The organism is Streptomyces sp. NPDC104367 (assembly GCF_055583825.1).
Genome location: NZ_JBVJND010000046.1, coordinates 12,743 through 26,145, shown reverse-complemented (window position 1 = coordinate 26,145; position 13,403 = coordinate 12,743). Strand labels below are relative to the sequence as shown.

The following is a 13,403-nucleotide window of genomic DNA, read 5'->3' as shown; positions in this document are numbered from 1 at the left end:
CGAACGGACCGTCTCCAGGAGGTCGTTGATCCAGGCGCGGCTCTTCTTGTTCTTGGTGTTCTTCTTCGTCCCGGTTATCCGGGTGAGCGCGTCGTCGATTCGCCTGGTGAGCAGGGTCAGTCCGAAGACGGGCCGGGCCACGGCCTCGGCGAGCGCCTCGGGGGCGGTGAGCAGCAACTCCCTTGCGTCGGTGCGGGTTTCGAGGGCGGCCAGCATCCGCCGGTCGCCGTAGAGGCGCTTCCAGTGCTGCGCCGACAGCGGCAGGGCGGGCCGCTTCGCCAACTCGCTTACCAGGAGCGGGTGGTCGCGGATGTTGGTGAGGAAGGCGGGGGTCGACAGGGCCGCCGCCGCACGGGGGTTGCGGACGAACAGGGTCAGCAGGGCGCCGCCGTTCTCGGTGACGGCGTCCAGGACGTCCGCGCGCTTGTCCCGCAGCGCGATGAGCAGGGCCTCGCCGCCCGGGATGCGGAGCAGTACCGCGGGGCGGTCGTCGGTGAGCAGGCGGGCGCCGAGGCCGTCGTAGCGCTGGTGCATGACGACGGCCGCCGAGACGGCGGCCACGGTGTCGGCCACGGCCGGGTTGCGGTACAACGCCTCACGCAGGTCCGGCCGCTCGGCCAGGAAGCCCGCCAGCCGCCGGACGACGGGAACGCCGTCGGCGCCGGTCGCGGCGTTCTCCAGGACGGGATGGCGCAGCACGGTGGCGAGCACACCCGGGGCGAACAGCTCGTCGGGCCCGGCCCCGGCGACCAGCGCGCGCAGGGGCGCGCTGCCGGGCCGCAGCAGTCGGCGGTACTGGTGGGGCTCGGACAGCAGACCGGGGTGCCGGGCCAGCGCCTCGGCGAGCCCCTTCTCCCCTTCCACCACCCGGGCCTGCGCCGGATCGGCGAGCACGGTCGCCGCGGTGGCGTCGGCGGCCCGCAGCCGCTCCAACGGCGGTGCGTAGGCTGCCGGTTCCGGGCCGCGGGAGGTCCGCCGGTGCGGGGCGACGGCCTCGCCCAGCGCCTCGGCGAGCCGGTCGTCGGGCACTGAGTCGAAGGCGCGTGGGTCGTGGGAGAGCACCTTGGCCACCGCGACGTTGTCCACCGCGGCCTCGACGAGCACCCTGGAACGGGCGATCCGCGCGCCGAAGGCGGGCACGTCCGGCAGGACGTCGATCAGACGCGGGCTGCGCGCGAGGACGTCGAGGGCCGAGGTGTCCCGCATCGCCAGCGCGAGCAGTCCGGGCACGTGGAAGAGGGCGTACGTCTGGTCGGCGCGTGAGCGCAGCGCGGTGCGCAGATCCTCGTGGGCGAAGAGTTGTCGGTAGTCGATGGGCGCGGGGGTGACGGATGCAGTGGTACCGGACGGGGCGGCGACAGATGGAGTGGTGACGGGCGGGGTGGCGACAGATGGAGTGGTGACGGGTGGGGTGGTGGCCGAGAGGAGGCCGGCCAGCAACGCCGTTTCGTGCGCGAGGACTTCGGCCCGCTGGACCGGCCGGTCGCCCCGGGGCAGCGCCTCCGCGGCCTCCGGCACCCGCGCGACGAGAGCGCTCAGTGCGGGCAGGCCCGACGACGCCACGGTCCGCAGCAGGTCGAACTGGCCGGACAGCCGGTCGGCCAGTGCGGGGAAGGTGAAGAGCCTGTCGGTCCACGAGGCGCCGTTCTCGATCGCGTCGAGTACGTCGCGGCGGCCCGAGGGCGCCCTCGCCACCAGAGCCGCGAGAAGGCCGCTCTCGACGGCGAACGTCTCGGCCTGGGCCGGGTGGCGCTGCGGCATTTCGTCGAGGGTGCGCAGCAGGGTGGGCGAGGAGGCGAGCACGTCCGGCATGTCGGGGTGGGAGAGCAGGAACACGTTGAGCCAGGGGTTCGCCTCCGCCCGTTCGACGAGGTGGACGGCGTCCGGCCGCAACGCCCTTACCACCAGCGGGCGGTTGGCCTCGTCGGTCCACCGCGGGTCGACGCTCACGAGATTGGTCAGCGCCACGACCGGGATCAGGTCGTGCCATCCGGCGCTCTGCACCAGACCGGTCACCCGCCCGAGGAGTTGGGCCTTGCGGTGCGGGGTCGTCGTGGTGGCGGAGGCGGCGGCACGGTCCAGTTGGGTCCGGGCGGTCAGAGGGAGGGGCGCGGGCGCCTGTTCGGGGCGGGCGGCGGCGGTCATGGGAGCGGGCGCGGAGGTGGAGGTGGAGCCGAAGGCGGTGGCCGATGAGGAGGTGGACGACTGGTTCGGGCCGCTCCGGTCCTGTTCGGGAGCGGGAGCGGGAGCAGGGGCGACGGCGGGGGACGCGGATGTGTTGGCGGGGGTGGTGTTCCTGGCGGCGGCCGGCTTGCGCTTGGGGGCGCCCGCGCGCACGCCCGGAACGGCGGCCCGCAGCTCCGGGTTGTCCGCCGCCAACCGGTCGGCGAGCGCCTCGGCGGCGGCGGGGCCCTGGACGTGCAGGCTCTCGGCGATCCTGACCAGCGCGATCCGGCGCGCCACCCGGCGGGCCTCGACCTCGGGCTCCCGCCCGATCTCCAGCGCGGCGGCGAGGTAGCCTCCCGCGACGACGAGCAGGTCCTCTGCGGTAGGACTGGAGACGCCGAACCGCGCGGCCACATCGCTCACTTCATGGATGTCGAACAGGTCATCGCCGATGACCCGGCCGTCGGGGGCGGTATCCGTGGCGGCGGTGGTGTCGATGGCGCCGTCGGTTCCGGTGTTCGTCGTGGTGTCGGCCATGTCAGCCCTGGCACCACTGTCAGCCCTGGCATCACTGTCGTCGCCTACGGACCAGGAGGCGGACAGTGCCCGTGGGGCCCAGAGGGTGGTGTAGGCGGCGAGGACGTCGGCCCGGAAGCGGGCGGCGACATCGTCCGACCGGTCCCCGTCGTATCCCAGGCGTGTGCGGAGCGTCTCGAAGGACTCGGCGGTGGCGGCCAGCACGGGGGCGATGCCGCTCTCGAAGGCGAGGTGCGCGGGCAGGGCGCGGGCCTCGTCGGCGAGGACGTTCCGCCAGCGGTGCAGCAGGCCGGGCAGGTCGTCGCGGGTGACGGTGGCGGCGGCGAACAGGGCGTCGAAGGCGTTCAGCAGCCGCTCGTCCAGACCGGCCCGGGCGCGGGAGAGGGCCGCCTCGGCGAGGGGCGTACCGGGGTGGGCGGCACGCCACTGGCCGAGCTGTCCGTCGAAGACACGGCCAGCCGTGCCCGTAACCTGGTCGCGCGCGTGGCGGAGGGTGAGCCACAGGTGCAGCCGGTCCTGGTCGGTGGCCTCGTCGTACACCGTGCGCCACTGCCGTGCGCGCTCGGCCGGGGGAAGCGTGCCGGACGCGGTGACGACGCTGTCGAAGCGGTGGCCGACCTCGGCGGCCACGTACCGTTCCAGCGCCCGCAGATGACCCGGCCGCGGCTGGGCGAAGTCGACGCCGAAGTGGTCGAGGAACGCGTGTCCCGCCCCGGAGGCAGTCGCGGACCAGGACGCGGCGGCCCGTTCCACCGCCTCCTGGGAGCGCACGATCTGCGCTTCCTGGACCGCCTGGGTGGCCAGCCGTGCGGGCAGGGTGTCCAGCAGGCCGGTGAAGCGATCCCGCCACTCCCCGGGCAGTTCGCGGCCCTGCGAGACCGTGCCGGAGGCGGCGCCCCACACCGGCAAGACGCGCTCGTAGTCGTCGACGAGGGTGGCGGCGGCCGTGTCGAGGACCCGGGTCAGGCCCGGGACGGAGACCTCCGGCGCCTCGGTGTCCGTGACGCCGAAGGCGGCGAGCAGTTCTCGGCTCGGCGCGTCGAGGTGCCGGTCCAGGGCGGCCGCCGTGTCCTCGGCCGTCTCGCGGAGCCGGTCGAGGTGCCCGTGCAGCAGGACGTGGTGGTCGAGCCGGCCGGGGACGGTGCCGAGCAGGGCACGCAGCCGCCGGGCCGCCTCCCGGTACGCGCCGGGCAGCTCCGCCCGCGTCGTCACCGGGGTGAGGATCTCCCGCAGGCAGACGTCCCACTCCCTGCGGAAACCCCGGCGGGTTTCGTCCTCGGCCGCCTTGACGAGGCCGGCGGTCAGGGCGAAGGGGGCCGTGTCGGCGGGTGCGGTGGGCTGCCGCCAGGTCCTGGTGACCTGGCCGCCCCACACGGTGCGGAACGTGGTGTCGAACGCCGACTCGCCCCGGGCCAGCGCCAGTTCCCACATTGCGGCGGCGTCGAAGGCGAGCCGGAGCGCGGCGCCGTCGGAGACCGTGTCGGTGCTGTCCTCGGGCGGGGCGGTGGGCGTGACCGTAGCGGCGGCCGTGGCCGGGTCAGTGGCGTTGGCCGTGACCGGGTCAGTGGCCGTGGCCGGGTCAGTGGCAGTGGCCGTGACCGGGTCAGTGGCCGTGACCGGGTCAGTGGCCGTGACCGGGTCAGTGGCGGTGGCCGTGGCCGGGTCGGCGGCCGTGGCGAGGGGGATAACGGTGGCACTGGCGGTGAACCGGCCGAACTCCTCACGGGCCCGCTCGCGGACCCGGGTGAGCTGGTCGTCCGTCAGCCGTGGTGCCGACTCGCGCGCCCATTGCTGGAACGCGAGGTCGTCAGCGTGGTCCGCATGGTGCGGGATCTCCGCGTCGCCCGCCTCACCCGGTTCCTGCTCGGCGCGCAGTGCGGCGAACTCGTCGGCGTACCGCCGGTGCAGGTCCCGTTGCGCGTCCTGCCAGGCCGGGGTCCGCCAGTCGTCCGCCGCCGCGTGCACGGGCGCGGCGGCGAGCGGGACCCGCGCGGAGACGTACTGGCCGACGGCGAAGGCCGTGCCGGCCGCATGGTCCGCCGCATCGCCGGCGTGGTCGGCTGCTGTCTCGGCAGCCCGCGTGTACTCCTGGCGCAGCGCCTCGATCCGTTCCCGGGCCCACAGGGCGGTGTCCTCCCGGGTGATCGTCAGGGGCTCGCCCGGCCGGTCCGCCATCAGTGCGGTGAAGTCCTGGTGGATCCGGTGGCGGGCCGCGGTGACCGTGCGCAGTGCGTCGAGCTGGGTCAGCAGCCGTGTCAGCGCCTCGGTCCGCTCCTGCGGGCGCAGGAGGTCGAGCCGGGCCCGGAGCGGCTCGGTCAGCTCACCGCGCCGCTGCTCGTACCACTGCGTCAGACCGGGCTGCCACGCCAGGTCGGGGCCGAATCGCGCGGTGCGGTCCGCCAGTGCGCGCTCCAGGGCCACTGCCCCGCGGGCACGCTGCTGGAGCTCGCGCGCGATGTGCCGGGTGTCCTCGTCCAACCGTGCCAGCCGTTCCTCGCGGATGCCGTCGTCTGCACCGGCACCGGCACCGCCGTTGGCATCGGCATCGGCATCGCCATCGGCCATGAGTGCGACCCGGTCGGTGACGTACGCCCCGCGCAGAGCGGTGAGCTGTCGGTCGTACCAGCGGCGCTCCGGGGCGGTGGCGTCGGCCCGGCCGTCCGCCAGGTCGGCCCGGCGGTCATGGCCCCGCGGTGTCAGCAAGGCCTTGTCGAAGGCCGCGCGCGCCTCCCGTGCGGCGGTCCACGCCGTCCGGGCCTCGGCGTAGCGCTGCCGGTACTCCGCCACGACCTCCTCCGCAGCCGTGGTGGTACGGAACTCCTCCCGCAGGGCCTGCGCCTGCGGGGAGTCACGGAAGCCGCTCTCCTGGGCCGACACCGACACGGCCGCGACGGCCGCCACCGAGGCGCCCAAAGCGACTGACGCGACCGAACCGACCGGACCGACCGGACCGACCGAGACCGTGGCGATCTCGCGTGCGAAGACGCCGTCCGCCCGGTCGCGCGCGGCGAGGGCGTCCCGGACCGACGCGAGCTGACGGTCGAGGCCCGCGAGCGCCGTGGCGGGGTCCTCCGCGTACGAGGCGGCGAACGTCCGCCGGGCGTCCCCGACCACGTCGGTGTCCCGGATCATGCCGGTGTCCGGAACCACGTCGGCAGCGAGGACCGCGGCCGTGCCCGGGTGGCGCGACAGCCGGGCGTCGAACTCGGTGTGGGCGCGGTCCCGGGCCTCGACGGCGTCCCGGAGCCCGTCCAGGTCCCGCGCCACGGTCGGCGACGACTGCCGGAGCAACTGCGCCGTCCCGGAGCCGGGGGCATGGACCGGCGGCCCGTCGGCCGGGCGCGCGACGTCCTCGAAGGGGACCCGTTCGACGTCCGGGCGCGCCGGGTCCAGGCGCCAGGCCGGGTTGTCCCGCCAGGTCCGGTACGCCTCGTCGCGCCGCTGGAACTCCTCGACGGTCCGCCGCCACTCGGCGCGCGCCGTGTCCACCAGGTCGGCGCGAGCGAGGGTGGTGCCAATGTCGTGGGCGCCGGGGGTGCGGGCGGTGCCGCCGTCGTGGGTGCCGGGGGTGCGGGCCGCGTCCCACTGCTGGGAGAAACGGTCGCGCAGGTCCGTCAGCCGCTGTTCGTACTCGTGGCGCAGTCGCCCGTTCGTGAGCGCCTCGGACGGTGTCTCGACCTGCCGGGCCATCTCCCGGAGGAAGTCGTTGCGGCCGATGACGTCCTGGAAGTTCGCCGCCGTCCGGGCCCGCCAGCGCGCGTTCTCCAGCTCGGCGGCCTCGCGCGCGGCCCGGGCCTCCGTCTCGCGCGACTGGCGCAGGTGGTACGGGTTGCGGACCTCGTCGGCCAGTGCCTCCCACTCGGCGCGTACCCGGGCCGTGAGGGCGTCACCGGCGTCCCGCTCCCGGTCCAGCCAGGCGCGCAGGTCTCGTTCGGACGGGCCGTACAGCTCGTGGAAGCGCCGCATCCAGTCGGTGCGGAACTCGTCCGAGAGCCGGTCGTACGTCGTCTCCTCCACGGCGAAGACGCGGCGTTCGCGGCCGGTCAGCTCGCTCTGCCCGGCCGTGATCCGGTGGAAGCCGTCACCGCCCTCGCTCAGGGCGCGGCTCATGGCGCCCTCCAGCGCCGCCCACTCCGGCAGGGACCGGTCGACCACCGGCAGGTACTCGCGGGTGAAGACGGTGTCGGCGTGCTTCACCCGGTCCAGCCGCAGCTGCCCGTCGCCGTCCCGGCCCGCAAGGTCGCCGAAGACCTTGGTGACGTTGTCCCGGACCGCGTCGCGGACCCTCGGTGCCACCGACTCCGGCACGTCCGCGCGGGTGACGACGGCGTCGGCCGCCTTCAGCGCCTTCTCCAGGCCGAGCTGGAACTCCATGCGGGCGGGCAGGTCCCGGGTCAGCCGGTCGTCGGCCTGCCGCAGATGCGTGGCGTACGCCTTCCACTGCCGTGCCGTCAGCTCCCGCGGCTGCCGCCCCTTCAGGAAGCCGTCCCTGGCCGTGTCCAGGTCCGCCCGGTGACCGGCCGTCACCGCCTCACGGTCGACGGCGTTGTCCTCCAGCGACCACAGCCGGGAACGCCGGATCCAGTCACCGCCGGCCGCCGTGACCTTCTCCTCCAGCCCCGTGCGCAGGCTGTCCTCCACCGCCGCCGCCCGCAGCCGGGCACCCCAACGGTTCTCCAGGTCCCGGAACACCGGCTCCAGGGTGTGCCGCCGCGCCCGCCACGCGTCGGCGGTCAGCCGCAGGGTCTCCGGGCCCTCCCGGCCCGGCAGCCGCAGCGTCCGCTCCTGGAACTCGGTGCGGAACTCGTCACGTGCCCCCTCCAGCCAAGCGCCGGGGCCGCCGTCGGAACCACCTTCGGTGTCGGCGTCGGCGTCGCCGTCGGTGTTCCGCTCCAGATGGCGGCGGACACCGGCCGCGTCCACCGCCCGCTCGAACACGGCGTCGGCGCGGGCCTCCAGCTCCACCCGCGCCCGTACGCCCTGGGTCAGCTGCGCGATCCCGGTGTTCAGGTCGTCGTGGAGCCGTGTCCAGTCCAGCGGCTGGGCCCGCGAGCCGTTCTCGGTGCGCCGGGTCTCGGCCAGCCGGTGCACCTCGGCCGCCGCGTCCCGCGTGAACGAGGCACGGGCCCGCTCCACCACCGCCGCCGACGGGTCCGTCCAGGCACCCCCCGATCCACGCCACAGGCGCACGGGCTCGAAGGGCGCCTCCAGACGGATGCCGGTGAGCGCCTCGTCGAAGAACGCCCCCGCCACCTCGTGGGTGTGCCGTGCACCGGCGGTGATCTCGAAGTCGTCCCGCAGACCGGCGGAGAGCTCGTCGAACCGGAAGGCGAACTCCGACCGGGCGATGTCGCCCCGCCGGTACTCCTCGTAGTCGGCGCGCCAACGCTCGTCGAACCGCTCCTTGACGTGCAGGCGCCAGCCCTCGGCGATCGCGCGCGCCTCGGGCGGCAGCTCGATGTTCTCGCCGCGCAGCAGGAACTCGCCCTCGGCGGACTCCTGGCGCACGGACGACCGGACCGCACGCGCGTCGCCGCCCTCGCCGTCGCCGTCGCCAGCCGAGTCCAGGGCATCGGCGTACGGGCGTTCGTTGGCCGGGCGGGGGTCGGCGAGCTGTTCGGCGAAGGCGTCGTCCAGCCGACGCTGAGCCGTCTCCTCCACCGAGAAACGGTCCTGGAAGCGTCCGACGACCGTCTCCTGCTCCGCCCGCCACCGCACGGCCAGCTCCGGGTCGTCACCGCGGAAGGCGAAGGGGTCGAGGTGGAGCGTCCGCGCGGCGACGACGGGCGCGGCCGGTCCGTGGACGTCCTGGAAACGCTGCGCCCAGTCGGCGCGGAAGGCGTCCGCGATCCGGTCGTGAGCGGCGTCGTCCAGGTCGAACAGGCGCCGCCCCTGACTGACGCCCTGATCCCTGTCGAGGACTCCGTCCCGGACCCCGTTCCCGTCCCGGAGCCCGTCTCCGTCCCGGGCTCTGCCTTCGGCTCGGGCTCCATCGCCGGCTCGGGCCCTGTCCCCGTCTCGGGCGCCGTCGCCGTCCATGGCCCGGTCTGCGTCCCGGTCGGCCGCGTCCCGGTCGGCCGCGTCCCGGTCGGCCGCGTCCCGGTCGGCCGTGAGCCGGTCGGCCGTGAGCCGGTCGAGCGTGAGTCGTTGGAAGCGGGAGTCCGCCTCCTCCCGGGCGCGTGCGGTGGCGTCCTCCAGCGCGGTCCGGTGCGGCAGGGACCGCTCGACCACCGGCACGTACTCGCGGTCGAACGCCGCCTCCGCCTGCGCGATCCGCCGCAGCCGCCAGCCCCCGTCGCCGTCCCGGCCCGCGAGTTCGCCGAAGACCCGGGTGGCCTCGTCCCGGACCGCGGTGCGCACCCGTGGCGGGACCGGCTCACCCGTCTCCGCGCGGGAGAACAGCGTGTCCGTCACCCGCAGGGCCCGTTCCAGACCGAGCTGGAACTCCAGCCGCGTCGGCAGGTCCCGGGTCAGCCGGTCGTCGGCCTGCCGCAGATGCGTGGCGTACGCCTTCCACTGCCGTGCCGTCAGCTCCCGCGGCTGCCGTCCCGCCAGGAACTCGTCCCTGGCCGTGTCCAGGTCGGCGCGGTGCCCGGCCGCCACCGCGCCGGGGTCGGGATCGGGGTCGGGGTCGCGACCGGCCCGCTCGGTCGAGCGCAGGACGGACCGCCCGGCCCAGTCGCTACGGGCCGCCGTGATCTTCTCCTCCAGGCCCGCGCGCAGACTGTCCTCCACCGCCGCCGCCCGCAGCCGGGCGCCCCAACGGTTCTCCAGGTCCCGGAACGCCGGTTCCAGGGACCGCCGTCGCGCCCCCCACTCCTCGGCGGAGAGCCGCCAGGGGTCTCGCTCTGCGCCGCTCGGCAGCCTCCCGGCGCGCTGTTCGGCATCCGTACGGAACTCCGCGCGCGCCCGCTCCAGCCACGTCCCGGGACCGTCGTCACCGCCGGGATCCCGCCCCAGGTGGCGGCGGACGCCCGCCGCGTCCACCGCCCGCTCGAACGCGGCGTCGGCCCGCGCCTCCCACTCCAGGCGCGCCCGAACCCCCCGGGTCAGCCGCGCGAGCCCCGCCTCCGGCTCCGGCCCGCCCGAACCGGGTTGCCGCCGTCCCCGTCCGTACGCCTCCTCCGCCGCGTCCCGTACGAGGGTCCGGCGGGCCCGCTCCACCGCCGCCGCGGACGGCTCCGTCCAGGGGCGCCCCGACGGGGACGGGTTCCTGCGGAGTCCGGCCATTGTCCCGTCGAAGGCCGCGCCCGCCCTCTCACGCGCCTCGTGGGCGGCGGCCGTTCCCTCGACGTCGTCCCGCAGACCGGCGGACAGCTCGTCGAAGCGGGAGAGGAGCGTCTGCCGGCTGATGGTCCGGTGCTCCAGGTACTCCGTCAGGTCGGCCCGCCACCGCTGGTCGAAACGGTCCCTGACCTCCTGACGCCACTCCTCGACCGCCATGCGGGTACGCCGGCTGTCCTGACCCGCCGGACCGAGACGCTCCGCGAACGCCTGGTCCACGCGCTTCCCGGCGGCGTCCTCCAACCGCAGCCTCAGCCGCGTCTCGTCGACCAGCGCCGCCTGCTCAGTCCGCCAGCTCTCCGCGAGCCTCGGATCGTCCTCCTTGAAGGCATAGGCGTACGCCAGCGGCTTGCGGGGCGAAGGCCCCGGATCGGCGGCGGGACGTGCCTGGGCGGGTGCGGGTGTGGCCGCTGTGTTCCCTTCGCCGGGTGTTTTGGGCGGAGTCCCGTTGCGCGCCGGTTCGGGCTGGTGCGCGACCGGGGCGTCGTGAGACGTCGAAGTCCCTTGGTCGGGAAGCCCGTTGGCGTCCGGGGTGCGCTCGGTACGGACGCCGGAGTCGGCGCGGGCCGCCGCATGTTCCGTAGAGGGGGAGCCGACGGCGGGTGCCGCGCCCGGAACCTCGTCGGAGGAACCGGTCTGCCTGGGCGGCTCGGTGGCGCCCGTCGGCGCCTCCTGACGGGTGCCGGAGGACCCGGCACCGGTGGCCGCACCCGAGGAGGGCGTACCCGGCTCCGTCCCGGCACCGCTCCGGGTCCCGGACGGACCGGCGACGACGGTCCGCTCCACCGGGACGCCATGCCCGGGAGCAGCCGAGGCGGCCGCACCGCCCCGCGCGGGAGCGGACACCGAGCCACCCGGGGCCGTCGCCGGGACGGTCCGGGGGTCGGGGGTGGGAGAGGGCGCGGAGGTCGCGATCCGGTTCTGGGCGGTCGGGGTGGCGGCCCGCGTTTCGGGGCCGGGGGTGCTCGTGCGGGTGTCGGGGGCCGGGGCGGCGGTCCGCGCCTCCGGACCCGGGGTGACGGTCCGCGTTTCGGCGGCGGGAAGGGTCGTGGTCGTACGGGTGTCGAGGCCTGAGGCGGCGATCCGGGCCTCCGGGCCCGAGGCGGTGGTCCGGATACCCGTGTCCGGAACGGCGGTTCGGGCCTCCGGGCCAGGCGCGACGGTCCGCGTCTCGGCAGCGGAGAGCGGCGTGCGGGCGTCGGGAGCGGGCGTGACGGTCCGGACCCCGGAGTCCGGGGCGGCCGTACGGGTCTCCGGACCGGGGCCGGCGGTCCGCGTCTCGGGGACCGTGGTCGTGGTCGTGGTCGCCGAAGGGGTCGCCTCCGTGGGGCGGGGTGGGGTGGCCGTTCCGGTGGGGGCGTCGGCGCGCACCGGGGAGGGCGTCCCCGTCGAGCCGCCCGCGACGGGCTGCTCCGCACGGGAACCGCCGGCGGCCTGCTGGACATCGCCCGTGGACGTCCGTACGCCCGCGTTCTCGGCGACCGAGCCCGTCCCCGGGACTCCGGACGGCGTCGCGGGCGCCGTACCCCTGGCCTCCGGCGCGGCACCCTCCGTGTCCACCGGGGCGCGGGACGCCCCCGGCGTGGTCGTCGGCGTGGGAGCGGACTCCCCGAAACCCGGCAGTCCGTCCTGCGGCGCCCTGCCCCCGGCGGGACCGCCGCTCGCCGAAACAGCGGGGCCGGTCACATTGGTCGTCGTGCCACTGGCCCCGCCCGCGTCCGGAGTCCCGGGGACGGACTCCCCGACGTCGGCAGAGCCCCTTCCCGCCGCTCCACGCACGCCGGAACCCCCGACCGCCGAACCCACCGCCCCAGACGAACCCGCCGCCCCTTCCGGACCCGTCGTAGCCGTCGACGCCCCGATCTCCGCACGCACCGGACCACCAGCCGTCGAACCCACCGAACGCGTCGACCCCCCGGCCTCCGCACGCGCCGGACCACCGGCCGTCGAACCCACCGCCCCCGTCGAACCCGTCGAACCCGTCGAACCGCCCCGGCCGGAACCCCCGGCCGTCGTGCCCTGCGCGCCCGTGCCTCTCCCCGTGCCGCTCCCCGCACCACCCCCCGCACCGCCCCCCTCGCCGCCACCCTCACCACCCCCTCCGTCCCTGACCGCCGCCGTCGTCGTCGTCGGGGTGACGGGGCCGTTCGTCGTCGGGGACTTCGGGCCTGTGGGTGCCGTGACGTCCGGCGCGTCCGGGAGGGACTTGACCGTGTCCACGAGGCCGGTGACCGTGCCGTCCGGTTCCTGGCGGCGCCCGCCGCCGGTACCCGGCATACCCAGCGCCGCACCCGCCGCGCCGCCGAGGAAGGCCAGGCCCAGGTCCAGTTCGCCGCCGATCGCCGCGTTGGCCGCCGCACCGCCGACCACGCCCGCGACACCGCCGATCACCGTGCGGCCGAGCAGCGAGTTCGACTGCTTCGGCGCGACCACCCGGCCCAGTCCGGACAGCGCGCCGAAGGCCGCGCCGCCGATGGCCCCGCCGACCGCCATGTCCTGGATGGCCTTGGGGTCGAGGTTCTTGCGGTGCCCCTGGAGGATCTCGATCGCCTGGAGCAGGGTCTCCAGGCCGGTCATCATGCCCGCCCCCACGGCCGCGGACATCAGCAGCCGCCGCAGGATCGCCATGACGATCTGCCGTACGCCCGTGATCAGCGCGGGAATCGCGGCGATGCCGAACAGCGAGTTCAGCAGGAACGCCAGCTCGACCAGCATCCAGGACAGCATCGCGATCACCAGGTTGGTCGCGTGCTCCACCTGGAGGGCGAAGTCGTCGCTCATCACCTGGAGGTTGTCGGCGGCCTGCGCCAGTGCCGGCAGGGTGCTGTTCAACTGCCGTATGTAGGCCGAGAACGCCTCCGCGGGCTCACCGCTGACGTGCCCCTGCACCTGTGCGTCGGCGGCGTTGATCTCGCTGACCACGCCGACGAGCTGGCGCCCGAAGTCCGCCCAGATCTCGCCCTGTCGCCGCAGTCCGTCGGGGTCCGCCTTGGGCAGTTCGGTGCCGGTGAGGTACGCCATGTACCGCAGCGGCTCGGGAACGGCGGCCACTAGCGGCGGCCTCCCCCGCCCGTACCGCCGTCGGTGCCGTTGCCGAACCGCGCGTTCAGCCGTGCCGTCGTCTGCTGGGCGCCGTGCTCGGCGGCCTCGAACAGCGAGGCCATCTTCTCCAGTCCGTCACCGGCGTCGGTCACGGCCAGGCTCACCCCGTGCGCGCCCTCCCTGACGAGTGCGGCCGACGGGTCGTGCTTGCTCTTGAACTGCTCGCCGAACTTGTCGTTACCGGCCGGGTCGCCGAGCGCCTCGATACGGCGTCCCACGCCCTCGGCGAGCAGCCGGAGCCGCTCCGCGACCGGCCGCAGCACCGCCGCGGCGTGCTCCAGGCCGTCGGTGTCGACGATCAGACGCTCGGGCAC

Annotated in this window: 2 protein-coding genes (1 of these 2 cut by a window edge); both read right to left on the bottom strand. The window is 75.3% G+C overall.

What is annotated here, in order from left to right:
- Positions 1–13,038, bottom strand: partial view of a WXG100-like domain-containing protein gene (locus ACZ619_RS41305; RefSeq protein WP_469610745.1) — the beginning only. 22,698 nt of this gene lie to the left of the window's left edge; only the first 13,038 of its 35,736 coding nucleotides appear in the window; the start codon lies at positions 13,036–13,038; its stop codon lies off the left edge, out of view.
- Positions 13,038–13,403, bottom strand: a complete 366-nt coding sequence (locus tag ACZ619_RS41300) for a hypothetical protein (protein ID WP_469610743.1) — start codon at positions 13,401–13,403, stop codon at positions 13,038–13,040. The genes ACZ619_RS41305 and ACZ619_RS41300 overlap by 1 nt, the downstream gene beginning before the upstream one ends.